The 25,381-nt window shown below is 71.0% G+C and carries 17 protein-coding genes; 6 read left to right on the top strand and 11 right to left on the bottom strand.

Going from position 1 to position 25,381, the window contains the following annotated elements:
- Window positions 1–31: 31 nt before the first annotated feature.
- Window positions 32–655: a M48 family metallopeptidase gene (locus ACFU8Q_RS06960; RefSeq protein WP_384448899.1), complete on the bottom strand. Its 624-nt coding sequence runs from the start codon at window positions 653–655 to the stop codon at window positions 32–34.
- A gap of 217 nt (window positions 656–872) precedes the next feature.
- Between ACFU8Q_RS06960 and ACFU8Q_RS06955 the strand changes: the two genes are divergently transcribed.
- Together ACFU8Q_RS06955 and ACFU8Q_RS06950 are read left to right on the top strand one after the other, a co-directional pair.
- Window positions 873–2,018 (top strand): ThiF family adenylyltransferase, encoded by a 1,146-nt coding sequence (locus tag ACFU8Q_RS06955; protein WP_384448896.1) that lies wholly within the window; start codon window positions 873–875, stop codon window positions 2,016–2,018.
- Window positions 2,019–2,059: 41 nt separating this feature from the next.
- A complete protein-coding gene (locus ACFU8Q_RS06950; RefSeq protein ID WP_384448893.1) occupies window positions 2,060–3,490 on the top strand; it encodes an ABC1 kinase family protein in 1,431 nt (476 codons plus the stop codon).
- A gap of 112 nt (window positions 3,491–3,602) precedes the next feature.
- On the opposite strand, the gene ACFU8Q_RS06945 is transcribed toward ACFU8Q_RS06950, so the two are convergent.
- The 5 genes from ACFU8Q_RS06945 to ACFU8Q_RS06925 all read right to left on the bottom strand — a co-directional run bounded on the left by ACFU8Q_RS06945 (window position 3,603) and on the right by ACFU8Q_RS06925 (window position 7,606).
- Window positions 3,603–3,818, bottom strand: a complete 216-nt coding sequence (locus ACFU8Q_RS06945) for a hypothetical protein (protein WP_384448890.1) — start codon at window positions 3,816–3,818, stop codon at window positions 3,603–3,605.
- A gap of 192 nt (window positions 3,819–4,010) precedes the next feature.
- Window positions 4,011–4,334 (bottom strand): hypothetical protein, encoded by a 324-nt coding sequence (locus ACFU8Q_RS06940; RefSeq protein WP_384448940.1) that lies wholly within the window; start codon window positions 4,332–4,334, stop codon window positions 4,011–4,013.
- A gap of 32 nt (window positions 4,335–4,366) precedes the next feature.
- Window positions 4,367–4,735, bottom strand: coding sequence for a WhiB family transcriptional regulator (locus ACFU8Q_RS06935; RefSeq protein WP_384448887.1), 369 nt, complete (start codon window positions 4,733–4,735; stop codon window positions 4,367–4,369).
- A 172-nt stretch (window positions 4,736–4,907) separates the two neighbouring features.
- Window positions 4,908–5,243, bottom strand: coding sequence for a hypothetical protein (locus tag ACFU8Q_RS06930; protein WP_384448885.1), 336 nt, complete (start codon window positions 5,241–5,243; stop codon window positions 4,908–4,910).
- Between the two features lie 164 nt (window positions 5,244–5,407).
- Window positions 5,408–7,606, bottom strand: a complete 2,199-nt coding sequence (locus ACFU8Q_RS06925; RefSeq protein ID WP_384448882.1) for an ATP-dependent DNA helicase UvrD2 — start codon at window positions 7,604–7,606, stop codon at window positions 5,408–5,410.
- A 244-nt stretch (window positions 7,607–7,850) separates the two neighbouring features.
- On the opposite strand from ACFU8Q_RS06925, the gene ACFU8Q_RS06920 reads away from it, so the two are divergent.
- Window positions 7,851–8,105, top strand: a complete 255-nt coding sequence (locus tag ACFU8Q_RS06920; RefSeq protein WP_266748401.1) for a mycoredoxin — start codon at window positions 7,851–7,853, stop codon at window positions 8,103–8,105.
- 127 nt (window positions 8,106–8,232) lie between these two features.
- Here ACFU8Q_RS06920 and nudC read toward each other — a convergent pair whose 3' ends face one another.
- The 5 genes from nudC to ACFU8Q_RS06895 all read right to left on the bottom strand — a co-directional run bounded on the left by nudC (window position 8,233) and on the right by ACFU8Q_RS06895 (window position 18,622).
- The gene (gene nudC, locus ACFU8Q_RS06915; protein WP_266748400.1) at window positions 8,233–9,180 is read right to left on the bottom strand and encodes an NAD(+) diphosphatase; all 948 of its coding nucleotides are present in this window, start codon (window positions 9,178–9,180) and stop codon (window positions 8,233–8,235) included.
- A gap of 44 nt (window positions 9,181–9,224) precedes the next feature.
- Window positions 9,225–10,619, bottom strand: coding sequence for a dipeptidase (locus ACFU8Q_RS06910; RefSeq protein WP_384448879.1), 1,395 nt, complete (start codon window positions 10,617–10,619; stop codon window positions 9,225–9,227).
- Between the two features lie 10 nt (window positions 10,620–10,629).
- The gene (locus ACFU8Q_RS06905) at window positions 10,630–14,211 is read right to left on the bottom strand and encodes a UvrD-helicase domain-containing protein (RefSeq protein ID WP_384448876.1); all 3,582 of its coding nucleotides are present in this window, start codon (window positions 14,209–14,211) and stop codon (window positions 10,630–10,632) included.
- A gap of 61 nt (window positions 14,212–14,272) precedes the next feature.
- Window positions 14,273–17,740 carry an ATP-dependent helicase gene (locus ACFU8Q_RS06900; protein WP_384448873.1) on the bottom strand — a complete coding sequence of 1,156 codons (3,468 nt, stop codon included), beginning with the start codon at window positions 17,738–17,740 and terminating at the stop codon, window positions 14,273–14,275.
- 450 nt (window positions 17,741–18,190) lie between these two features.
- A complete protein-coding gene (locus ACFU8Q_RS06895; RefSeq protein WP_384448870.1) occupies window positions 18,191–18,622 on the bottom strand; it encodes an MGMT family protein in 432 nt (143 codons plus the stop codon).
- A 221-nt stretch (window positions 18,623–18,843) separates the two neighbouring features.
- Between ACFU8Q_RS06895 and ACFU8Q_RS06890 the strand changes: the two genes are divergently transcribed.
- From ACFU8Q_RS06890 to ACFU8Q_RS06880, 3 genes are all read left to right on the top strand, one after another.
- Entirely contained in the window at window positions 18,844–21,774 is a 2,931-nt protein-coding gene (locus ACFU8Q_RS06890; protein WP_384448867.1) for a lysylphosphatidylglycerol synthase domain-containing protein, read from the top strand.
- 259 nt (window positions 21,775–22,033) lie between these two features.
- On the top strand, window positions 22,034–23,641 hold the full coding sequence (locus ACFU8Q_RS06885; RefSeq protein WP_384448864.1) for an alpha/beta hydrolase: 1,608 nt from the start codon (window positions 22,034–22,036) through the stop codon (window positions 23,639–23,641).
- A gap of 86 nt (window positions 23,642–23,727) precedes the next feature.
- Complete coding sequence (locus ACFU8Q_RS06880; protein ID WP_384448861.1) at window positions 23,728–25,308, top strand: alpha/beta hydrolase; 1,581 nt, start codon at window positions 23,728–23,730, stop codon at window positions 25,306–25,308.
- Window positions 25,309–25,381: the final 73 nt, after the last annotated feature.

Raw genomic sequence — 25,381 nt, 5'->3', positions numbered from 1 at the left:
CGGTACAGACCCGGTACAGAACCGCTGACCGTCACTCACCGCGCGCGGCGGGCAGATGCGGCAGCCGGTCGGCCGCCACCACACCCTCCAGGTAGCCCCTGGCCCGTTCGGTGCGGGGATACGCCTCCAGCAGCCGCCAGAAGCGCGGGCCGTGACCGGGGACGAGCAGATGGGCCAGCTCATGGACGAGTACGTAATCGACGACGTACTCGGGCATGCCCTGCAGCCGGTGCGACAGGCGGATACTGCCCTCCGCCGGGGTGCAGGACCCCCATCGGGTGTTCTGATTGGTCACCCATCGCACGGACGCGGGTCTGGCCCGGCCCTCGAAATACTGGGCGGACAACCGGTCGGCGCGCTCGGTCAGTTCACTGTCGCCGAGGATGCGCTTGCTCTCCTGGGCCGCGAGCTTGTCGAGCATCACGTTCACCCAGCGCTGCTCCTCGGCCGCGGACATCCGGGCGGGGATGAGCACGATGGTGCGGTCACCCTCCCGGTACGCGGAGACCGTTCTGCTGCGGCGGGTGCTCCTGCGGACCTCGACCGCGCTCGTTGCCGAGACGCGGGGCGCACGGTCCACCGCGCTGCGCTGAGGGGTTCCGGCAATGCGCGCGGGGGTCTCCCCGGCGAGTCCGGGTGACGGGTCGGCGGGCACGCCATGACGTTACCCGGTGTCAGTGGGGGAAGTCCCCCCTCCGGGACGGTTCGCGCGATCCACTCCACGCCATGCACCATTTGAACGACTAATACCCCATGCCTGTGGATAACTTTCTGCACACTTCGCCGCCGACCTGCATTCTGACAACGGATCTCGCGGAGATCCGGGCCACAGCCCAGGCACAGAGATCATGGAACACAGACCGGGGGAAGGCGTGTATCCGATGTTGAAGCCCGCACTGCGCCGCGCGTGGTGCACACAGGGCACCGTGCAATTCGGGGTGACCGCCGCTCATGCGGTGAAGCTCGGTCCGATGGATATCGCCACGGGCTGTTTTCTGGAACTGCTCGACGGTACGCGCGGCCTGCCGCTGCTGCGTGAAGAGGCCCGCGCGCTTGATCTGTCGGACCATCAAGTAGACACATTGATCGGCAGGTTGTTGGATGCCGGCCTGATCGACGATGTGCGGGCCGCCGGCCCGGAGACCGATGCGTTACGGAACCGGCCCGACGCCATGGAGCGGCACCGCCCTGATCTGGCGTCGCTCTCGGTCGTCCATCCCGAGCCGGGTGGCGGCATGCGGCGGTTGGCGGCCCGCCGGGCGATGCGGGTACAGGTGCGAGGTGCCGGGCGGGTCGGTGCCACGATCGCGGCGGTGCTGTCCGGCTCCGGGGTGGGTCGGGTGGAGGTCCTGGACGGCGGGTGCACCGAGCCGTGGGACGTCTCACCCGGTGGGCTTCCACCGGCAGCCGTCGGAGAGCGCAGGGCCACCGCGGCCCGGCAGTTGGTGCGCAGATCCGCCGCCGGTTCGGCTCCCCGGACGGCGGAGACGGCGGAGGCCTCGGCGGGTGGCGAGCCGGGGCTGTCGCTGATCGTGGTCGCGCCTCGTGACGGCCTCGCGGTGTACGCCCCCGACCCGCGCCCGGCGGAACCGTGGATCGCTTCGGGAACTCCCCATCTCTATGCCGGAGTGATGGAGGCGACAGGTGTGGTCGGGCCCCTCGTCCTGCCCGGGGGCACGGCGTGCGCGGGATGCCTCGCGCTGAAGCGTGCGGAGCGGGACAAGGGCTGGTCCAGGATGCTCTCGCAGTGGCAGTCCGGGCGGCGCACCGCCGTCCAGGCCTGCGACCTGGCGCTGGCGACGGCAGTGGCCGGTCTGGCGGCCGCCCACGCGCTGTCCTTTCTGGACGGGGAGCTGCCGACCAGTACGGGGGCCCGCTGGGAGACCGCGCTACCGCTGTTGGACTGGCGGTCCGAGCGGATCGGGGCGCATCCCGGCTGCTCCTGCGGAGCGGCTGGACACACTGAGAGGGAGCGCGCCTCCATGGCCGACGCGGTACACGACACAATGGCCGGGTAACCGTCGCACGCGGCACGGCAGTCTGGGATTTGGAGGGGCTCATGTCTGATCTACCCCGGAAAGCGGTCACCCGTACCGCCAAGTTGGCCGCCCTGCCACTGGGTTTCGCAGGCCGCGCCACGTGGGGCCTGGGCAAGCGGATCGGCGGGAAGTCCGCGGAGTTGGTCGCCCGGGAGGTCCAGCAGCGCACAGCGGATCAGCTCTTCAAGGTCCTGGGGGAATTGAAGGGCGGGGCGATGAAGCTGGGTCAGGCCCTGTCCGTCTTCGAGTCGGCACTGCCCGAGGAGGTCGCCGGACCGTACCGGGCGGCGCTCACCAAACTGCAGGAAGCCGCGCCTCCCCTGCCCAGCGGCACGGTGCACGCGGTGCTGGAGGAGCGGCTCGGCGAGGACTGGCGGGAGCTGTTCCTCGAATTCGATGACAAGCCGTCGGCCGCCGCCTCGATCGGTCAGGTCCACCGGGCGGTGTGGCACGACGGGCGGGACGTCGCGGTGAAGGTGCAGTATCCGGGCGCCGGAGAAGCGCTGCTCTCGGATCTGACCCAGCTCAGCAGGTTCGCCCGGCTGCTCGGCCCGTTGATCCCGGGAATGGACATCAAACCGCTCATCAAGGAGCTGCGTGACCGGGTCTCGGAGGAGCTGGACTACGAACAGGAGGCACGGTCGCAACGGGCCCATGCGGAGGAGTTCGCGGCCGATCCGGATGTCGTGATCCCCAGTGTCGTGCACCAGTCCGACCAGGTGCTGGTGACGGAGTGGATGGATGGTGTTCCGCTGGCCGATGTGATCGCGCAGGGCACGCCGGAACAGCGGGACCGGGCCGGTCAGTTGCTGGCACGATTCCTCTTCTCGGGACCGGCGCGCACCGGGTTGCTGCACGCGGACCCGCATCCGGGCAACTTCCGGCTGCTGTCCCCGGACCACGAAGCCGGCGAAATCGGTGAGACGGGCGTGAGTGATGAGGCCCGCGAGGCCGGGCAGTGGCGGCTCGGGGTGCTGGACTTCGGCACGGTGGACCGGCTGCCGGGTGGTCTGCCGCAGACCATCGGTGATTCCTTGCGGCTGGCGCTGACGGGTGACGCGGAGGCGGTGTACGAGCTGCTGCGCGAGGAGGGGTTCGTCAAGGAATCGATCGACCTGGACCCTGATGCGGTGCTCGACTATCTTCTCCCGATCATCGAACCGGCGCAGGTGGAGGAGTTCACCTTCACCCGGAGCTGGATGCGCAATCAGGCGGCGCGTATCGCGGATCCTCGCTCGCCCGCTCATCAGCTGGGCAAGCAGTTGAATCTGCCGCCCGCCTATCTGCTGATACACCGGGTGACGCTGAGCACGATCGGCGTGCTGTGCCAGCTGGGTGCGACGGTGCGGCTGCGCGATGAACTCGAATCCTGGGTACCAGGGTTCCTTTCGGCGGATGAGCAAGAGCCCGTGGTAAAGGAGTTGGCGGGCGACGCGGCCGCGGGCGCCTAGGGCAGGGGGCCTTCAGGCTCCGGGTACGAGCCCGGACCGTCACGCCCAAACCCTCACACCCCGGGCCGTCACGCCCGGAACGCCACACCCGGGGCCGTCACGTCCCAGGGCCTCACCACCAGGCAGAGTCGAGACGGCTCTCGATCGCCCTGATATGGGTGCGGGCGCACACTTCGCAGAAGTACTGGTGTCTGCCGTTCTCCACGGAGCAGAGCCATGTCGGCGGTGCGGTACCGCTGCCGGCGGAGGTGCCGCACAGAGCACATGCGACCACTGCGGCGTCCCTCTGCGGGGGTCGCTGAATCCGGTGATGAGTCTCCTCGTTCACCTTGTGACGATAACTCCGTCGCTGCCGTGCCGCACGACACCACACAACGCGACCGCACAGCACATCCGCCGAGCACGACAGCGGGGCCGGTCCGAACGGACCGGCCCTGCGGAAGGGGTACTCACTGCGGGGACTGATTGCTCCCGGGCAGAGCGGCTGCCCGGCAGCGGGTGCTGCTGGTGTCCGGCTCGACTAGTGCATGACCGCCATGGCCAGCGCACGGCGGGCGCGCATCGAGGCGCGCTCGGCTCGGCGCTGCATCCGGCGCGCGGTGACCAGGCGGACGGCCTGGCGTTGCGTGTCGGCTTCCCTCAGGCGGTCGTGCATATGCGCACGAGCCAGGGCTTCTGGGATGAGTTGCATCTCGCGGGTCCTGTTCTGACGCGAGTCGTTCGCGCCGGTGATCGTGACGTTCGGTGTTGCGGAGCCGACGGGCTCATTCGTGGGGACGGACATCGGAGCCTGATTTCGGGGATCGTGGGTGTGGGGACGGTCGATGGTTCCGGGGCGCTTCATGGGTTTGGGGGCCGTGACCCCCAGCACGGCGGTCACGCCGCGACCGGGTTCTTGCGCGGACGGCCACGCGGCCGCTTGCGAGCGACGACGACGCCCTGGATGAAGAGCTCACCGCCCCAGACGCCCCACGGCTCGCGCCGCTCCTTGGCGCCGGCGAGGCAGGCCTCCACGAGCGGGCAGGTGCGGCAGAGGGACTTGGCGTACTCGACGTCGGCCGGCGACTCGGCGAAGAAGACCTCCGGGTCATAGGAGCGGCAGGGGACGGGCACGCCGAGGTTCTCGATGGCGTCGTCGAGCGCGGTGAGCGCAGTGAGGGGGATCAAGGCGGAGTCCTCCGTGAGGCCGGGCGGCGGGATCGTGTCGGAAGTCGGTACGGACGGGGCGTGCGCTTCGAGTTGCACGGTGGGTGGTGTCCTCGTCTGGTCGTTCCGGCCTGTTGGCCGGGGGGCGGCTGGTACCGGGTGCTGCTCGTCCCGAGGCTCCTTCGGTTGTCTCGTCCGTTTGGACAAAACAAAAGGGCCGCGGATCCCGAGTGGGGTTCCGCGGCCCTGAAGGCGCCGGCCTGATGGTGAATCAGGCTGGATCACTCCAGGGTTCAGGCCCACGGAAGGCCCACATCGTGTGGTGGTGCGTCATCTGCTTCTTGGCGCCGGATTCCGCTCCCGCACCGACGGCCGCAAAGGCATAGGCCTGGGCCTGTCCCTTCGCTACTGCTGCTGCCGGTGCCTGGGTCGGTCGCTCATTGCGCTCCCGCACGGGGAGGCTCGCCAGGGACAGCGGGCTGACGGCAGAAATGCCGGACATACCGGTGCCACGGAGCGAGGACTCGGAAGAGCAGGCGAGGCCGAGCGAGCAGGCGGAGACGACCGAGAGATCGGTCACTTTGTTGGTCTCGATGATGCTGATCACTTCAATCGCCTCCTCTCGGCGTCTCGGGGGACCGGTGAACCAGTCCTACGTATTTGGATAAGTACAGCACAGGGCCAGGGCTTCAGAGAAGTCGCTGTTCCCGTGGTTAAGAACCTATGGTGATGACTGGGGCGGGCGCAAACTATTTTTTCGACGAGTTTTTCTCACACCTCGTCAACAGCGTCTCCGACCTCTTCCTCCACCGCCTCACCTGCGCAAATGGCAAGTACCGCGGTCCCGAAGCGGTCCAGCTTCCGCGCGCCGACCCCGGAGATCCCGGCCAGTTCGCCCGCGCTGCCCGGCACCGCCTCCGCGATCGCCATCAGCGTCTTGTCCGTGAAGACGCAGTACGCGGGCTGACCGATCTCCTTCGCCCGGACCGCCCGCCAGTCGCGCAGCCGCTCGTACAGCGCCTCGTCCATGTCGGAGGGGCAGTCGTCGCAGCGCATCAGTTTCATCTCGCCCGCGTCGGTGAGGGTCTTGCCGCATACCCGGCACCGGGCCGGGCCGCGCGCGCCGCGCCTGGCGACCCGTCCGTTGCCCCGCTCGATGCCGCCGCCGCCGCCACCCGCCGCGCCACGCGCGCCGAGGGCCCCCGAGCCGGGGCGCAGTCCGTTCAGGAACCGGCTCGGACGACGTCCGGCGCGGCCCCCGGGTGAGCGGGACAGCGACCACGACAGCGAGAGGTGCAGGCGCGCCCGGGTGACACCGACGTACAGCAGTCGGCGCTCCTCCTCGACCTGCTCGTCGGTCTTGGCGTAGGTGATCGGCATCATGCCCTCGGTCAGACCGACCAGGAACACGGCGTCCCACTCCAGGCCCTTCGCCGAGTGCAGCGAGGCGAGAGTGACCCCCTGGACGGTGGGGGCGTGCTGGGCGGCGGCCCGCTCGTCGAGCTCCGCCACCAGGTCGGAGAGTGTCGCACCCGGCTTGGCCTGTTCGAAGTCCTCGGCCAGCCGGACCAGGGCGGCCAGGGATTCCCAGCGGTCGCGCACCGCGCCGGAGCCCGCGGGCGGTTCCGTGGTCCACCCCTTGGTGGAGAGCACCGCGCGCACCTCCGCCGACAGCCCCTCCGCGTCGTCGAGCAGGGAGTCGTTGCCCCCCGCGCGTGCCGCGCCGCGCAGGGCGACGCCCGCCTCCCGTACCTCTGCCCGTTCGAAGAAGCGCTCGGCGCCGCGGAGCTGGTACGGCACGCCCGCGTCGGCCAGAGCCTGTTCGTAGACCTCGGACTGGGAGTTGACCCGGTAGAGGACGGCGATCTCGCCGGCCGGGACGCCTGCGGCGATCAGATCGCGGATGCGGCGGGCGGTGCCCTCCGCCTCCGCGGGCTCGTCCGCGTACTCCGTATAGGCGGGCTCGGGGCCGGGCTCGCGCTGCGAGACCAGTTCGAGCCGGTGCTCGGCGGCGCGGCCGCGGGCCTGGCCGAGCAGCCCGTTGGCCAGATGGACGACCTGGGGGGTGGAGCGGTAGTCCCGGACCAGCTTGACCACCGTCGCGTTGGGGTGGCGGGTGCGGAAATTCAGCAGGTGGTCGGGGGTGGCTCCGGTGAAGGAGTAGATCGTCTGGCTGGCGTCGCCGACGACGCACAGGGTGTCCCGGTCTCCGAGCCAGAGATCGAGCAGCCGCTGCTGGAGCGGGCTGACGTCCTGGTACTCGTCGACGACGAAGTGCTGGTACTGGCGGCGGACGTGGTCGGCGATGTCATGGCGGTCCTGAAGGATGGCGACGGTGAGAAGCAGCACATCCTCGAAGTCGATCACCGAGCGGTCGCGCTTCAGTTGCTCGTACATCGCATAGATCTGGGAGATCTCCGCCGGGTCGCGCGGGGCGTCGCGCTGGGTCTTGGCGACCACTGCCGGGTAGTCGGCGGGCACGGTCTGGGTGACCTTGGACCACTCGATCTCGCTGGTGACATCGCGCAGCTCGTTGCGGTCGAGGCGGATGCGGCAGCGGGCCGCGGCCTCGGCGACCAGCTGGACCTTGCGCTCCACCAGCCTCGGCAGGTCACCACCGACCGCTTTCGGCCAGAAGTACTGGAGCTGGCGCAGGGCGGCGGAGTGGAACGTCCGCGCCTGCACACCGCCCGCGCCGAGCTGGCGCAGCCGTCCCCGCATCTCGCCCGCGGCCCGATTGGTGAACGTGACGGCGAGCACGCTCGTCGGCTGGAGTATTCCGGCGCGCACCCCGTAGGCGATGCGATGCGTGATCGCGCGCGTCTTGCCCGTACCGGCTCCGGCCAGCACACACACCGGGCCGTGCAGGGCCATGGCGACCTCGCGTTGCTCGGGGTCCAGGCCGTCGAGCACGGCGTCGGCCGACTCGGGGACCTGCGGGAAGAGGGAGGAATGCGTTGCTGCTGTCACCCCGCCATGCTGCCAGGTCGGAAGAGGCCGGTGCGAAGGTTGTCCACAGGGGGCCGCATCTGTCGTACTAATGCGAGGGGCGGCCCGATACGGGGTGGCGGCCTACCGCCCGATACGGGGGTGGTCGCGGGAATGGTGGTTGCCTCACGTACGTTCCTCTTCCGTGCGGTGACGCACTTTCCAGCTTCTCCGCATGACGGATGAGACGGATGAGACAGACTCACGAGACAGAGGAGCGCGAAGCATGCCGGGCACTGTGACGATGTACAGCACCACGTGGTGCGGCTACTGCCGTCGGCTCAAGGGCCAGATGGACCGCGAGGGCATCGCGTACAACGAGATCAACATCGAGCAGGACCCGGAGTCCGCAGCCTTCGTCGAGAAGGCCAACGGGGGCAACCAGACCGTTCCCACCGTCCTGGTGGTCGGCTCCACGGGTGTCGAGGCCGTCATGACGAACCCGTCCCTGGCCCAGGTGAAGCAGGCGCTCGCCGTCTGATCAGGCAGCTCCCGCAGTGCGGGAACATGGTACGGGAACGCCGTACGCGAACGCCCTCTCCGGTACTCGACCGGAGAGGGCGTTCGCGTATGCCGTGAGCCGTGAGCCGTATGCCGCGGGCCGTACGTCAACCGACCGTGCCCGGCTTCGGGAGCGGTTTGCCGTACCAGAGCTCGATCAGACGGGCCGCGATCGAGATGCCGAACGGCGGCATGACCTCGCCCGACTCGAAGGCCGCCGTCAGGTCCTCGCGGGAGAACCAGCGGGCCTCCTCGATCTCCTCGCCGTCCACATCGATCTCCGACGATGTCGCGCGTGCCATGAAACCGAGCATCAGGCTGGACGGGAACGGCCAGGGCTGGCTGGCGATGTATTCGACCTCGCCGACCGTGATGCCCGCCTCCTCGAAGACCTCGCGGGCCACGGACTGCTCGATCGACTCCCCCGGTTCGACGAAGCCCGCGAGCGTCGAGAAGCGGCCCTCGGGCCAGTGCACCTGGCGGCCCAGCAGCGCGCGGTCCTGGTCGTCCGTCACCAGCATGATGACCGCCGGGTCTGTACGCGGGTAGTGCTCGGCGCCGCAGGCCGGGCAGCGGCGGATGTGGCCGGCCGCCGCGATGACCGTGCGTTCGCCGCAGCGCGAGCAGAAGCGGTGCAGGCGCTGCCAGTTCTCCAGGGCCACCGCGTGCACCATCAGGCCGGCGTCACGGGGGCCGAGCAGCAGCCCGGCCTCGCGCAGGCCGGCCGGACGGGCCGGCTGGTCCATCCGGCCGGGCAGGGAGTCCTTCTGGAGCGCGAAGTAGCTGATGCCGTCCTCGTCCGTGCCGAGGAAGTAGCGGTGGGTCTCGGTGACCGGGGCCTCGAAGGCCGGGGTCATGACGATCTCCGTACCGCCGTCGGCCGTGTCGTCGATCAGCACCTGCCCGCCGGAGACGACGAACACACGGGTGGTCGGGTGGCTCCACGCGGCGGACAGCCAGGCCTCGTCGAGACGGTGGTGCGCCGCCCGGTCGATGCCGCTGGGCGCCGTGAGACCGATGGGCCGGTCTGTGGTGGCGTTGTCGAAGGTGCTCACAGGTGCTTCCTACTCCCCCGGGATGGATCGGGTGTTCAGAGGATTCAGCGGAGTGCGGCGGCCAGTTCGCCCCAGAGATGGGCCGCTGTCTCCACGCCCTTGAACAGAAGGCCGAGTTCGACCTTCTCGTTGGGCGCGTGCCAGCCGTCGGACGGTACGGAGATGCCCAGGAAGAGGACGGGCGTGCCGAGCACGTCCTGCAGGTCGGCGGCGGGCCCCGAGCCTCCCTCGCGGGTGAAGAGGATCTTCTGGCCGAAGGCCCGTCCCATGGCGCGGGCCACGGCCTGCAGGGCGGGGTGGTCCAGCGGGGTCAGGCAGGGGCGGGTGGCCGGGGCGAAGGTGATGCGGTGTCGGACACCGGCCGGGACCTGCGTCTCGACCCAGGTCCGGACGGCCCGTTGGATGTGGTCGGGATCCTGGCCCGCGACCAGCCGGAAGCTGATCTTCACCAGAGCGGAGGCCGGGATGATCGTCTTGCTTCCGGCGCCCTGGTATCCGCCTCCGATGCCATTGACCTCGGCCGTGGGGCGGGCCCAGATGCGTTCCAGCGTGGAGTAGCCGGCTTCGCCCGACGCCGCTCGTGACTTGGCGGTACGCAGCCAGGTGGCCTCGTCGAAAGGCAGCTCGGCGAAGAGCGCGCGCTCGGTGTCGGTGAGTTCCGTCACGCCGTCGTAGAAGCCCGGGACCGCGACCCGTCCGTCCGCGTCGTGCAGCGCGGCGACGAGCCGGGCCACGGCGCTCGCCGGGTTGGGGACCGCACCGCCGAACGAGCCGGAGTGGATGTCCTGTTCGGGTCCGTACAGCTCGATCTCGCACTCCGCCAGGCCGCGCATGCCCGTGCAGACCGTGGGGGTCGTCTCGTCCCACATGCCGGTGTCGGAGACGATCACGGCGTCGGTGGTGAGCCGGGCGGCCCGCTCCTCGACCAGGGCGCGGAAGTTCGGGGAGCCGGACTCCTCCTCGCCCTCGATCAGCAGCTTGAGGTTGACGGCGGGAGTGGTGCGGCCGGTGGCGGCGAGGTGGGCCCGGACGCCGAGGGTGTGGAAGAACACCTGCCCCTTGTCGTCCGCGGCGCCCCGCCCGTACATGCGGCCGTCGCGGATCACCGGCTCGAACGGGTCGGTGTCCCAGCCGTCCTCACGGGCGGCGGGCTGCACGTCGTGGTGCCCGTAGACGAGGACGGTCGGGGCATCCGGGTCGTCGGACGGCCACTCGGCGAAGACCGCGGGAGCACCGGGCGTCTCCCAGATCTCGGTGACCGGGAAACCGGTCTCCTCGAGCTTGGCGGACAGCCACTCGGCGCTGCGTCGTACGTCCCCGTCGTGGACCGGCTGGGCGGATACGGACGGGATGCACAGCCAGTCGGCGAGGTCGTCGAGGAAGGCTGCACGGTGCTGTTCGGTGTACGTACGGACGGCGCTGTCCGGGGTCTCGCTCATGGGCTTGAGCCTATCGGCCTGCGGAGGGTGGCTCGTCCAGCAGGAGCCGCTCCAGCTCCGCCCGGCCCGGGAGGCGGGTGGGGTGGACGGTCTCTCCGCTGCGTACGTACAGGAACGTGGCCGTGACGGCGGTGAGCGGCAGGTCGTGCAGCTCGGCCCAGGCCAGGCGGTACACGGCGAGCTGGAGGGGGTCGGCGGTGTTGGTGCGGGTGGTCTTCCAGTCGACGATCTCGTATGTGTCCCCGGTGCGGTACACCGCGTCGATACGGCCCCGGATCACCCGGCCGGCCAGCGTGATCTGGAACGGCGTCTCCACGCGGTACGGGGTGCGGCGGGCGTACGGGGTGCGCTCGAAGGCCTCCTTGAGTGCGGCGAGGTCGCGTTCGTCGGCGATCTCGGCGTCGCTCTCGTCGCCGCCGGGCAGCTCGTCCGGCCCGAGCAGGGGCAGCGGCAGCTCCTCGAAGCGGGACTCCACCCAGGCGTGGAAACGGGTGCCCCTTCGGGCCGCGGGCTGCGGGGGCCGCGGCATCGGGCGGGCCAGCTCCTGGGCGAAGCCGTCGGGGTCGTCGGCGAGACGCAGCAGCTGGGTGGCGGAGAGCGAGGCCGGCACGAGGACGTCGCGCACGGTGGCGCGGGCGCGGCGCAGTTCGCCGGTGAGGGCGTCGAGGTCACGGTCCCAGGAGGCGAGCGTGCGGGATTCCTCCGGGGTGAGGGTGCGTTTCCCGGCCGGCTCGGGAGTGCGGGCCGCGGGGACGTGCGGCGCGGGGACGTGGGACGTGCGACGTGGGGACGTGGGGACGTGCGGCGCGGGGACGTGGGACGTGGGGGCGTGTGGAGGGGAGGTGGGGGCCGGGGACTGCGGGGGTTCCGTCGACAGGGCGTCCCAGTCGTCGGCCTCGTCGGGGAACGTCTCGTCGCCGGAAAAAGCCTCGTCGTCGGGGAACAGGTCGTCGTACGGGGCGTCGTCAGGGCCGCCGTGGTCCGGGGCGTCGGGCAGCGCCTCGTACGCATCCGGCAGCGCACCGCCCGCCGCGGCCAGGTCCTCCAGATGCGCCATCACGGTGTCCGCGGCGGCCCGGCGGCGGGTCAGCGCGGTGTCGTCGAGGGGAAGCGGCCACGCGTGGTCGGCCTCCCTCTCGGCGAGCGCAGGGTTCTCCTCGTCCTCGGCCGGTTCGTCCGCCCAGGCCTCGATCTCGCCGTGTCCGGCCACGCAGTGCTCGTACAGCGCGTGCAGGAAGCCGGACGGGCCGCGCGGCTTCTTCTGGCTCGGGCCCCACCAGTGGCCGGAGCCGAGCAGCAGGGTGCGGGGCCGGGTGAAGGTGACGTATCCGAGTCGGAGCTCCTCGGTGTGCTGGTGCTCCTTCATCTCCTCCTTGAAGCCCTTGAGCCCCTTGGCGTCCCAGGAGTGGAGGACGGGGAGGGTGGCCGTGTCCCCGCGCAGGGCATGCGGGAGGACCTTGGACTGGGAGGTCCAGGCGTCGCGGGACTGGCTGCTCGGGAACTGGCCGGTGACCAGGCCGGGCACTGCGACGACATCCCACTCCAGGCCCTTGGACTTGTGCGCGGTGAGGACCTTGACGGTGTTCTCGCCGCCGGGCAGGGCGTTGTCCAGGCCCTTCTCGTACTGGACGGCGGTCCGTAGGAAGCCCAGGAAGGCGAGGAGGGTGGCCTCGCCTTCGACGGCGGCGAAGCGGGCGGCCACGTCGAGGAAGTTGGCGAGGGTCTCGCGGCGGCGGGCGGCCAGGGCGTGCGGCGACGCGGAGAGCTCTACCTCCAGGCCGGTGGTGGCGAGGACTCGGTGCAGCACGTCCATCAGGGGGTCGGCCAGTGAGCGGCGCAGGTCGCGCAGTTCGGCGGCCAGGCGGGCGAAGCGGATGCGGGCCTCGGTGGAGAACGGAAGCCCGTCGTCCACGCCTCCGCCCGATTCGAGGAAGGTGTCCAGCGCGTCGGCGAGCGAGATCACTTCGGCGGGGTCGACGCCCTCGACGGCCTCGGCGAGGCGGCGGTCGGGGTCGGCGTCGTCGCCGTGGGCCGCGCGGTGGACGAGGAGGCGGGCGCGGCGGCCGAGGAGTGCCAGGTCGCGGGGGCCGATCCGCCAGCGGGGGCCGGTGAGCAGCCGGACCAGGGAGGCGTTGGCACCGGGGTCCTGAAGGACCTCGCAGACCGCGACGAGGTCGGCGACCTCGGGCAGGTGCAGCAGCCCGGACAGGCCGACGACCTCGACCGGGACGTCACGGGCCACCAGCGCCGCCTGGATCTCCGGGAAGTCGCCCGCGGTGCGGCACAGGACGGCGATCTCCCCGGGCGCCTTGCCGGTCGTGACGAGGTGGGCGATCGAGTCGGCCAGCCAGTCGATCTCTTCGGTGTGGGTACGCAGCAGGGCGCAGCGGACGATGCCGTCGCGCTCGGCACCAGGGGCGGGGCGCAGGGCCTCGACGCCCTCGTGCATGGCGCGCAGGGGGGCCGCGAGGCCATTGGCGAGGTGGAGGAGCCGGCCGCCGCTGCGGCGGTTCTCACTGAGGGAGTAGCGGGTGGCGGGGGTGCCGTCGGCGTGCGGGAAGTGGAGCGGGAAGTCGTCGAGGTTGGCCACGGAAGCACCGCGCCAGCCGTAGATCGCCTGACAGGGGTCGCCGACGGCGGTGACGGCGTGCCCGGTCGCCGCCGCGCCTTCGGGGCCACCGCCGCCCGGACCGCCGCCTTCGGGGACTCCGCCTTCCGGACCGCGGCCGAAGAGGGCGGAGAGCAGCAGGCGCTGGGCGACCGAGGTGTCCTGGTACTCGTCGAGCAGCACGACGCGGAACTCTTCGCGCAGGATCGCGCCGACCTCCGGGCGGGTGAGGGCCAGCTCGGCGGAGAGCGCGATCTGGTCGCCGAAGTCGAGGAGGTCGCGGCTCTTCTTGGCCTCGCGGTAGCGGCCGGTCAGTTGCAGCAGCTCTCGGCGGGCCTGGGCCGTCTCGGGGATCTTGCGCAGCTCGGCGTTGGTGAGCCGGGCCGATTCGAGCGTACGGAGCAGGTCGGTGTCGTACTCCGCGAGCTGTTCGGGGCGTACGAGATGTTCGGCCAGCTCGGCGTCGAGGGCCAGCAGATCGCTGACCAGTGTGGGGAACGACCTGGTCAGGGCCGGGTAGGGGCCGGGCGCCTCGCGCAGTACGCGAGCGGCGAGCTGGTAGCGGGTGGCGTCGGCGAGGAGGCGGGTCGTGGGTTCGAGGCCGATGCGCAGTCCGTGCTCGGTGAGGAGCCGGCCGGCGAAGGCGTGGTACGTGGAGATGCTGGGCTCGCCCGGGGGGTTGTCCGGGTCGATGGCATCCGGATCGGTGACCCCGGCGGCGACCAGGGCCTTGCGGACGCGCTCGGCGAGCTCGCCCGCCGCCTTGTTGGTGAAGGTGAGTCCGAGGACCTGCTCGGGGGCCACCTGCCCCGTCCCGACCAGCCACACCACGCGCGCCGCCATCACCGTGGTCTTCCCCGACCCGGCTCCGGCGACGATCACCTGCGGGGCGGGCGGCGCTGTGATGCAGGCCGTCTGCTCCGGGGTGAACGGGATCCCGAGGAGCTCCTTCAGCTGCTCGGGATCAGTGATATGCGAGGACACCCGACCGAGGCTAACCGGACGCACTGACAACGTGCGGGCCGCCGGGGAGTCCGTGCCCGGCTCACTCCAGGATGTGCCGGCCCTCCGGCTGTGCGCTGCACGAGGCGCGGAAGGCGCAGTGCGTGCAGTGCTGGCCGGTCGTGGGCGTGAACCGTTCGTCCAGGACCCGTCCGGCGGCCGTGGCCAGCAGGTCGGGGACCCACTCACCGGAGAGGGGCTCCTGGGCCTGCACCTTGGGAAGTGCGTCGCCGCCCTCCTTCTTGGGCGCGGGCTGTCGCAGCTGTACGAGTTCGGCGCCGCCGGGCACGGGGCGCCGTCCGTCGAAGATCTCGTCGACCGCCCCTTCCCGTACGGCCAGCTGGTACACGGCGAGCTGGGGGTGGCGGGTGACCTCGTCCTTGGTCGGGGACTGTTTGCCGGTCTTGAAGTCGACGACGTACGCCCGGCCGTCGGCGTCCTGTTCGACGCGGTCCATGGAGCCCCGGATGCGTACCTCGTACTCCCCCGCCTCCAGTGTCACGTCGAAGTCGTGCTCACTGGCGGCGGGGGTGCGCCCGGCGCGGTCCATGACGTGCCAGCGCAGGAAGCGTTCGAGGGCGGCCCTGGCTTGTTCCTTCTCCTGCTGGGACTTCCAGGGGGCGTCGAAGACGAGACCGTCCCAGACCGAGTCGAGTCGCTCCATCAGGACGGCCAGATCGGCGGGGGTGCGCCCGGACGCCACCTCGTCGGCCAGGACGTGGACGACGTTGCCGAAGCCCTGGGCGGCCGTCGCCGGGGCGTCCGCCTTCACTTCGCGGCCGAGGAACCACTGGAGCGCGCAGGTGTTGGCGAGCTGGTCGAGCCCACTGCCGGACAGGGCCACGGGCTGGTCCCGGTCGCGGAGCGGGACGGTGGAGCGGGTCGGCTCGTACAGACCCCACCAGCGGTAGGGGTGGGCCGCGGGTACGAGCGGCTGGCCGTCGTCGTCGGTGAGCGCGGCGAGGCGGGCGAGGCGGTGGGCGGCTTCCTCGCGCAGGTTGTCGGAGGCGTCCGGGTCGACGGTGGTGGCGCGGAGTTCGGCGACGAGCGCGGCGACGGCGAGCGGGCGGCGCGGCCGGCCGGTGACGTCGCGCGGTTCGACGCCGAGCTCGGTGAGGAAGCGGGACGGCTGATCGCCGTCGTCGGCGGGTGCCTTGACCGCGGTGACGACGAGACGTTCGCGGGCCCGGGTCGCCGCCACGTAGAAGAGGCGGCGTTCCTCGGCGAGGAGGGCACCGGGGGTGAGCGGTTCGGCCAGGCCGTCCCGGCCGATCCGGTCCGCTTCGAGCAGCGAACCGCGGCGGCGCAGGTCCGGCCAGAGCCCTTCCTGCACGCCCGCGACGACGACGAGGCGCCATTCCAGGCCCTTCGAACGGTGTGCGGTCATCAGCCGTACGGCCTCGGGGCGCACCGCGCGCCTGGACAGGGTGTCGGCGGCGATGTCCTGGGCGTCGACCTCCTCCAGGAAGTTGAGCGCGCCCCGTCCGCCGGTACGTTCCTCGGCTCGGGCCGCCGTGTCGAAGAGTGCGCAGACGGCGTCCAGGTCGCGGTCGGCGTTGCGGCCGCCCGCGCCCCCGCGCAGTGCGGCACGCTCCAGCCGCCCCGGCCACGGGGTGCCGGCCCACAGCTCCCACAGAGCCTCCTCCGCGGTGCCGCCGCCTTCGAGGAGTTCGCGCGCCTTGCGCAGAAGCGCGCCGAGGCGCTGGGCGCCACGGGCGTACGCCGGATCGTGCGCGACGAGCCGTTCGGGCTCGGCGAGCGCGCGCGCCAACAGGTCGCCGGAGGGCGCCGGTACGCGGTTCCCGGCGGCCCGCTCCTCGTCGCGCAGGGCCCGGCCGAGCCGGCGCAGGTCTGCCGCGTCCATGGAGCCGAGAGGGGAGGTGAGGAGGGTCAGTGCGGTCTCGGTGTCCAGCCACGATGGCGCTTCGGGGGCGGGCGGTTCCTCAGTGGGCCTGCGGGGTTCCCGGTCGGGCTCCTCGTCGGGATCGCAGTCGGGTTCCCTGTCGGGCTCGTGGTTGCCGTGCTCCTGGTCGAGATCGAGGTCGGGAAGCCGGTCGGGAACGAGAGCCTCCGCGCCCGGCGCACTCCGGCGCAGGGCCGCTGTGGCGACCGCGCGGAGGGCTGTCAGGAGCGGGGCCACCGCCGGTTCGTGCCGTAGGGGGAGGTCGTCGCCGTCGACTTCCAGGGGGACGCCCGCCGACGTCAGTGCCCGGCGCACGGAGGGGATCACGCGTCCTCCGGCCCGTACGAGCACCGCCATCTCGTGCCACGGGACGCCGTCCTCCAGATGCGCCCGGCGCAGCAGATCGGCGATGTTGTCCAGCTCGGCCGAGGCGGTCGGATAGGTGTACGCCTCCACGCTGCCGCCCTCGCGGACCGCGGCCAGCTCCCGGTGGGCGCGGACCTTCGCCGAGGGCAGTCGGGTCAATGGCATCCGTCGGGTGAGCAGCCGGGTAGCGGCCAGCAACTGTCCGCCGGAACGGCGCGAGGTGGTGAGGACGCCGACCGGGGCCGGGGCGCCGTCCGCCCGCCGGAACACGTCGGGGAAGTCGAGGATGCCATTCACATCGGCGCCCCGGAACGCGTAGATCGACTGGTCCGGGTCACCGAAGGCGATCAGATCCCGGCCGCCCCCGGCGCCCGGTACGCTCCCCCGGTTGCCGGCCAGCGCACGCAGCAGCCGTACCTGCGCCGGGTCCGTGTCCTGGTACTCGTCCACGAAGACGGCGTCGTACCGCCCGGCCAGCAGCTCCGACACCTCGGGGCGCTCCGCGAGCAGGACGGCCCGGTGCACCAGCTCCGCGTAGTCCAGCACGCCCTGCGCGTCCAGCACATCCAAATACTCGGCGAGGAATGCGGCGGCGGCGTCCCAGTCCGGCCGTCCGGTGCGGCGGGCGAAGTCGGCCAGCGCGTCCGGGCCCAGGCCCAGCTCGCGGCTGCGGGCGAGCACCGCCCGAACCTCGTCGGCGAAACCGCGCGTGGTCAGACAGGCCCGCAACTCGTCGGGCCAGCGGATGTGCGGGAAGCCGTCCCGTTCCAGTTCGAGCTGGCCGGCGAGCAGCTCGCGGACGGTGACGTCCTGCTCCGGCCCGGAGAGCAGCCGCATCGGTTCGGCGAAGAGGTCGGCGTCCTGATGGGCGCGGACCAGTGCGTAACAGAAGGAGTGGAACGTGGTGGCCTGCGGACCGCGGGCGGCACCGAGCCGGGCGGCCATCCGGTCGCGCAGCTCCACGGCGGCCTTGCGACTGAACGTGAGGACCAGGATGCGGGCCGGGTCGGTGCCCGAGGTCACACGTGCGGCGACCGCCTCGACGAGCGTGGTCGTCTTGCCGGTGCCGGGTCCGGCGAGCACCAGGAGCGGGCCGCCGGGGTGATCAACCACCGCGCGTTGCGCCGCGTCCAGGAGAGGGGGGTCCACGGAGCCCGGCGGGGTGCGCACCAGTCGGTACGCGCCCGCGGTCCGCTGCCGTGCCTGACGGTGCGGACTGTGCCGGGTGGAGGAGGTGCTCACGTGGGTCGTCGCCGGTCCTGGTGGGTGTACTGGGTGTACGTGTCGGGTGTACTGGATGTACGTGGGTTGTGCGTGCGTGCACGGGCTTCTTCCGTGCGTGTACCGGATGTACCGGTGATGAGAGTGCGGTGCGTGCTGCGAACTGACGACGCTACGCCAGCGGGGGCGCGCTACGGGGCGTGTCCGCTGCGTACCTCGTCACGTTCGGGGTCACGGGTGTCACAGGTGTCACAGATACTGCAGGTGTCACAGGTGTCACAGATACCGCAGGTGTCACAGATACCGCAGGCGTCACAGATACCGCAGGCGTCGCAGGTACCGCACATCCCGCAGGTGCCACGCGTCTCGCGGATGCCACGCGTCTCGGGGGTGCCGTCGCACAACGCGTCGTGTTCCACGTCACGCACCGGGCCCGGCGCCGCCCATTGGGCACCCGAATGGCCGAAGCTGTCAGATGTGAGCACCTCCGCCCCTGTCCCTGTCCGCGTCGGCGTCCGCGACCGCGCGACCGGTGACGCCGTCCCACCGCGCCCGCTTCATGTCGAGGCGTGGCAGATGGCCCTCCGCGCTGCGCGACGCCCCGCGCAGTGGGGTGCTCTCCTCGCGGTAGTGGTCCAGCGCCCGCAGTTCGTGGCCGGGCAGCAGTGCCCCGTCGGCGCGCACCACACGCCACCACGGCACCGCGGCCCCGTACAGCGCCATGACCCGGCCGACCTGGCGCGGGCCGCCGTCGCCGAGCCACTCGGCGACGTCTCCGTACGTCATGACACGGCCGGGCGGGATCAGCTCGGCGACATCGAGGACCCGCTCCGCGTACTCCGGCAGCTCGTCGATCGCCCGGTCGTCGTTCGTCCTGTTGCCACTCGTCCGGTGTTGGCTCATCCGACCCATCCTGCCGTACACCACCGACAGCCCGGCCCGGTCCGCGGGCGCCCGTTCATGGGGCGTGCGTGCGGAAGCAAAGGAGCGTATCTTGCGCTTCGCGTGTCCGCGCAGTGCACCCTGATGCCCTCCTGTGTCGCCGGGCCGTGCCACCATCGTGCGGGCGGTGACCGGTGATACGAGAACACGAAAACCCATCAGAGGCGACGAAGGAGCAGGGCGTGCAGCCACCGAAGGCGGCGGACGCCCCTGACGCCGAGCCGTACTCGGACGTGTCGGACGGGCCCGCCGATAAGCCCGGCGCGAAGCGGGGTACGCCCGGCGCAAAGCAAGAGGCGCCAGGTGCGGAGCAAACAAAGCCCGGTGCGGACCAAGCAGACCAAGCGGAACAAGCGAAGCAAGCAGAGCGAGCGGCACAAGCAGAGCAAGACGCATCCGCCGCCCAGCGGACAACGCCCGGTGCCGGGCGGCAGGACGCACCCGAACGCCTGACCGGCTCGACGCTCTCGACCGCCGCGGCGGAACAGGCCGAGCGCGTCTCGGGCGACGAGCCACTGCTCCCCGCCCGGGTGCACCGCCCCTCCGATCTCATGCGGCTCCTCATCGGGGTCCTCGCGATCGTCATCCTGTTCTCGATCGCCGCGTTCGCCCACGGCACGACCACCGGCCTCGAACAGGACATCAACAAGGGCACCGGCCAGGCACCCGACATCCTGATCAAGATGGCCGGGCTGGTATCCAGCATCGCCGTACTGCTCGTTCCGGTCGCCTTCGCCATCGAACGGCTGATCAAACGCGACGGGCTGCGGATCGCGGACGGCGTGCTCGCCGCCGTACTGGCGCACGGTGTCACGCTCGCCGCCGACCTCTGGGTGGCCAAGTCCGCCCCCGGCACCATCCAGGACGCCCTGACCCAGCCGCAGCCCGGGGACGCGCTCACCGATCCCGTACACGGCTATCTCGCCCCCGTGATCGCCTACATGACGGCGGTCGGGATGGCGAGACGGCCGCGCTGGCGGGTCGTGCTGTGGGTGGTGCTGCTGCTCGACGCGTTCGCCATGCTGGTCGGCGGCTACACGACCCCGTTCTCGATCGTCCTCACCGTGCTGATCGGCTGGACCGTGGCGTACGGCACGCTGTACACGGTCGGCTCGCCCAACGTACGGCCGACCGGTCAGCACCTGATGGCCGGTCTGCGCCATGTCGGCTTCCACCCGGTCACCGCGATGCGCGCCGAGGACGCGCCGGACTCCGGCGACCAGAACGACCGCGGGCGGCGCTATCTGGTCACCCTGGAGGACGGGCCACCGCTCGACGTGACGGTCGTCGACCGCGAGCAGCAGGCCCAGGGCTTCTTCTACCGGGTGTGGCGCAGGCTCACGCTGCGTGGCATCACCCAGCGCCGTTCCATCCAATCGCTGCGCCAGGCGCTGGAGCAGGAGGCGCTGCTCGCGTACGCGGCGATCGCCGCCGGAGCCAACGCGCCCAAGCTGATCGCCACCTCCGAACTCGGGCCCGACGCCGTGATGCTCGTGTACGAGCACATCGGCGGCCGTTCCCTGGACGCACTGGAGGACTCGGAGATCACCGACGAGCTGGTGCGCGGCGCCTGGCATCAGGTGAAGGCGCTCCAGTCGCGACGGATCGCGCACCGCAGGCTCACCGGAGACGCCGTTCTGGTGGATCCTTCCGGCAAGGTGTTCGTCACCGATCTGCGCGGCGGCGAGATCGCGGCCGGGGATCTGGTCCTGCGGATGGACGTCGCCCAGCTGCTGACCACCACGGGTCTGCGGGTGGGTGCCGAGCGGGCCGTGGCCGGTGCGCTGGAGGTGCTGGGACCCGATGCCGTAGCGGACTGTCTGCCGTTGCTCCAGCCGATCGCGCTGAGCCGCTCGACCCGGGCGACCCTGCGCCGGCTCGGCCGGGAACGCTCGCAGCGCGAGCGCGAGGCGGTGCTCGGCGCGTCGGACGCGGCCAAGCGGGCCAGGGCACTCGAACACGGGGCAGCGGCTCAGGAGCCCGCCGCCGCCGCGAGTACCGACCACAAGGCGGCCCGCAAGGCCGCCCGCAAGTCGCTCCGTATCCAGAAGCAGGCCGAGAAGCGGGCCATGGAAGACGCCCTGGAAGAGGCGCGCGAGGAAGATCTGCTCTCCCAGATGCGGCAGCAGGTGCTGCTGATCCGGCCGCAGGCACCGGTCGAGCCGGTCCGGCTGGAGCGCATCAAGGCGCGCACCCTGGTCAGCTGCATCGCCGGTGCGATCGCCGCGTACTTCCTGATCTCGCAGTTCACCCAGGCGGACTTCGGTGCCGTCGTCGAGCAGGCGGAGTGGGGCTGGGTTGCGGCCGCGGTCGGCTTCTCGGCCCTCAGCTATGTCGCGGCGGCGATGAGCCTGCTGGGCTTCGTGCCCGAGCGGGTGTCGTTCGGCAAGACCGTGCTGGCGCAGGTCGCCGGGTCCTTCGTGAAGATCGTCGCCCCGGCCGCGGTCGGCGGTGTCGCGCTGAACACCCGCTTCCTCCAGCGTGCCGGCGTACGCCCGGGGCTCGCCGTGGCGAGCGTCGGTGCCTCGCAGCTGTTCGGTCTCGGCTGCCACATCCTGTTGCTGGCGGCGTTCGGCTATCTGACCGGTACGGAGAGGACCCCGTCCTCGCTCACGCCTTCCAGGACGGTGATCGCCGGGCTGCTGACGGTCGCCGTGCTGGTGCTGGTGGTGACGGCGGTGCCGTTCCTGCGGAAGTTCGTGGTGACACGCGTGCGCTCGCTGTTCGCCGGGGTCGTACCGCGCATGCTCGACGTGGTGCAGCGGCCGCAGAAGCTGCTGACGGGCATCGGCGGGATGCTGCTGCTGACCGGCCTGTTCGTGATGTGTCTGGACGCGTCTGTCCGGGCGTTCAGCGGCCCGGATGTGCCGCATCTCAGTTACGCGAGCATCGCGGTGGTCTTCCTGGCCGGTAACGCGCTGGGGTCGGCGGCGCCCACACCGGGCGGAATGGGTGCGGTCGAGGGTGCGCTGACACTGGGGCTGATCGCGGTCGGCCTGCCGAAGGAGGTCGCGGCACCCGCTGTTCTGCTCTACCGGCTGCTGACGCTGTGGCTGCCGGTGCTTCCCGGCTGGCTCTGCTTCAACCATCTGACCCGCAAGGGCGAGCTCTGACCGGCAAGGGCAGCTCTGACCCGCAAGGGCGAGCTCTGGCCCGCGGGACAAAGACGGACTCCGACGCACGTACGGCCGCGAGCGAGCTCTGACGGGGCCTCAGCCCTCCTACGAGCTCGTGCTCGGGCCCAGTCGGCGTCGGCTGCCCGTGAGGCCGGTCACGCGATCGCAAGGCCGGTCGGGCGATCCGGGCGCCCCTCGGCCACCCGCTTGGACCGGTGCCCGTGCAGCGGTCCGGTTCCCACCGCACGATAGGGCCATGAGGACCTCCCCCGCCCTGCGTGCCGCCGCTCTCGCCGCCACCGCCACCGTGCTCCTTCCCCTCACCGCCTGCTCGGAGAGCAGCGACAAGGGCGGCCCTGTCGGGCCGCAGAGCTCCCCGATCGCCGCGAACGCCGCCGAGGCGAGCAGCGGCTCCGGCGATCTCGCCTCCCAGAAGCTGACATGGAAGCCCTGCCCCGCCCCGTCCCCCGAGCAGGGCGGCGGAAAGGCCCCGTCGCCCCTGCCCGACGGCACCCCGTGGGAGTGTTCCTTCATGAAGGTCCCGCTCGACTACGCGAATCCGGGCGGCGAGAAGATCGAGCTGGCACTCATTCGGGCCAGGGCCAAGAACCCGAACAAGCGGATCGGCTCCCTCATCTTCAACTTCGGCGGCCCCGGCGCTTCCGGTGTCGCCACCCTGCCCGCCTTCGGCAACGACTACGACAAGCTCCGCGCCGGCTACGACCTGGTCAGCTTCGACCCGCGCGGGGTCGGCCGCAGTGCGGGCGTGGAGTGCGAGACCGACCGGCAGCTCGACGCCCGCTACGAGACCGACGTCACTCCGGACGACACCGCCGAGGTGAATGCCTTCGTCAAGGACATCAAGACGTTCGCGTCGGCCTGCAAGAAGAACTCCGGCAAGGAGCTCCCCTACGTCGGCACCACCAACGCCGCCCGCGACATGGATCTGATGCGTCAGGTGCTCGGAGACAAGAAGCTGTACTACTTCGGCATCTCGTACGGCACCGAACTGGGTGGCGTCTACGCCAACTTGTTCCCGAAGAACGTCGGCAGGTCGGTACTGGACGGGGTGGTCAACCCGACCCTGGACTCCGTGCAGTCCTCGCTCGGCCAGGCCAAGGGGTTCCAGCTCGCCCTGGACAACTTCGCCAAGGACTGCGTGAACCGCGGCGCTGCCTGCAAGCTCCCCGGTTCCACCGGGAAGGAGGTCGAGCAGGGGATCTCCGGCCTTCTCACCCGGCTGGAGAAGAAGCCGATCCCGGGGATCGGGCCCCGGAAGCTGACGCAGTCCCTGGCCATCACCGGCATCGCGGCCGCCCTCTACTCGAAGGAGACCTGGCCGTTGCTGGAACAGGGAGTGGACGAGGCCGACGGCGGGAACGGCGCGCTGCTCCTCGCTCTCGCGGACTCGCTGAACGGCCGTCAGGCCGATGGGCACTACGACAACTTGATGGCCGCCAACACCGCCATCAACTGCGCCGACTCCAAGCAGCGGTTCACCGTGGAACAGACCATGGCGAAGCTCTCGGAGTTCCAGTCCGCCTCGCCGATCTTCGGTGACTATCTGGGCTGGGGTCTGATGGCCTGCACCGGCTGGCCGGTGGCGGGCGTCTGGGACACCCCGGACGTCAGCGCCCCGGGTGCCGCCCCCATCCTCGTCATCGGCAACACCGGCGACCCGGCGACCCCGTACGCGGGCGCGAAGGCGATGGCCGACGCGCTCGGCAAGGGTGTCGGTGTGCAGATCACATACAGAGGGCAGGGGCATGGCGCGTACAACAGTGGCAACGCCTGTGTGCAGAAGGCCGTGGGCGGCTATCTGCTGAACGGCAAGGTTCCGGCGGCCGGAACCGTCTGCGCGTAGACCCCGGCTGTGATCTTCCGGACAGGCCCTAGCATGGGCACACCTTCTGTACGTCGTACGTACAGGTACATGGGGAGGACGTACACGTGGTAGGACACGCACGCGCCGGGGCTCTGGCCGGCGCCGCACTACTGCTGACGGGGCTGCTCGCCGGCTGTGGCAGTGGTACGGACGACAAACCGGCCGACCGGACGGACCGCGGTGCGGCGTCCTCGCCCGGCAAGCCGTCCGCCACGACGAGCGGGCAGCCCGGCACGCCCGCCCTGCCCGCCGCGCTCACCTCCCAGCGGCCGGACTGGAAAAGCTGCAAGGCCCCCGCGGGCGGCAGCGCCCCCGGTGCCGGATGGCGGTGCGCGACCGTCGAGGTACCGCTGGACTACGCGAAGCCGGACGGCGACACGATCCGGATCGCGCTGATCCGCAAGGAGGCCCGGGACAAGGGCAGGCGCCTGGGCTCGATGCTGTTCAACTTCGGCGGCCCCGGCGGTTCGGGGGTCTCGATACTGCCGCGCGCCGCCGGTTCGTACAAGAAGCTCAACGCCCGCTACGACCTGGTGAGCTTCGACCCGCGCGGAGTCGCGGGCAGCGCGGGGGTGAACTGCCGTACCGACAAGGAGGCGGAGGAGGCCTACCGGAAGGTCGACATGACTCCGGACACGGCGGCGGAGGAGGCCGCGTTCATGAAGGACGGCGCGGACTTCGGCGCCGGCTGCGAGCGCCGCTCCGGCAAGGTCCTGCCGTACGTCGGTACGACGAACGCCGCCCGGGACATGGACCTGATCCGCGAGGTGCTCGGCGACGAGAAGCTCACCTATTTCGGCATGTCGTACGGCACGGAGCTGGGCGGCACCTACGCGCACCTCTTCCCGAAGAAGGTGGGCCGCACCGTCCTGGACGCCGTCGTCGACCCGACCGCGGACGCGATCGGGCACGCCCGCAACCAGGCGACCGGATTCCAGCGGGCCCTGGAGAACTACCTCAAGGACCGCGGCCAGGACCCGAAGGCGGGCACCGAACGCATCGCCCGGCTGCTGGAGCGGATCGACAAGAAGCCGCTGCCGACTGCCTCGGGCCGTGAGCTCAACGAGTCGCTGGCCCTCACCGGCATCGTCATGCCGCTCTACTCCAAGAGCAGCTGGCCGTATCTGACCCAGGCGCTGGACGAGGCCGAGAAGAGCGGCACCGGCACGATGCTGCTGCAGATGGCCGACGCGTACAACGGCCGGGACGAGAAGGGCCATTACGACACCCAGAACCACTCGCAGCGCGCCATCTCCTGCGCGGACAGCAAGCTCCGACCGACGGCGGCCGAGGCCCGGGCCATGCTGCCCGAGTTCCGGCAGCTGTCCCCGGTGTTCGGACCGTTCCTGGCGTGGGACACGGCCGGCTGGTGTGCGCAGTGGCCGGTGAAGGGCGAGCACGACAACCCGGAGGCGAGCGCTCCAGGCGCCGGTCCGATCCTGGTCATCGGTACGACCGGTGATCCTGCGACGCCCTACGAGGGTGCGCGGAAGATGGCGGACGAACTGGGCAAGGGCGTCGGCGTCATGCTCACCAACAAGGGCGAGGGGCACGGCTCGTACGGCGAGAGCGCGTGCGTGACGTCGACCGTGGACGCGTACTTCCTCGACGGGAAGGTCCCGGCGGACAACAAGACCTGCTCGTAACGCGAATCCGGGCGGAACCCAGGGCCTTGGGACCCCGGGGACGCCGAAGGGGCCGGTCCGCAACACGCGGACC

This window comes from Streptomyces sp. NPDC057543 (assembly GCF_042801895.1).
Lineage (GTDB): Bacteria > Actinomycetota > Actinomycetes > Streptomycetales > Streptomycetaceae > Streptomyces.
This window is presented reverse-complemented; position numbering and strand designations above follow the sequence as displayed.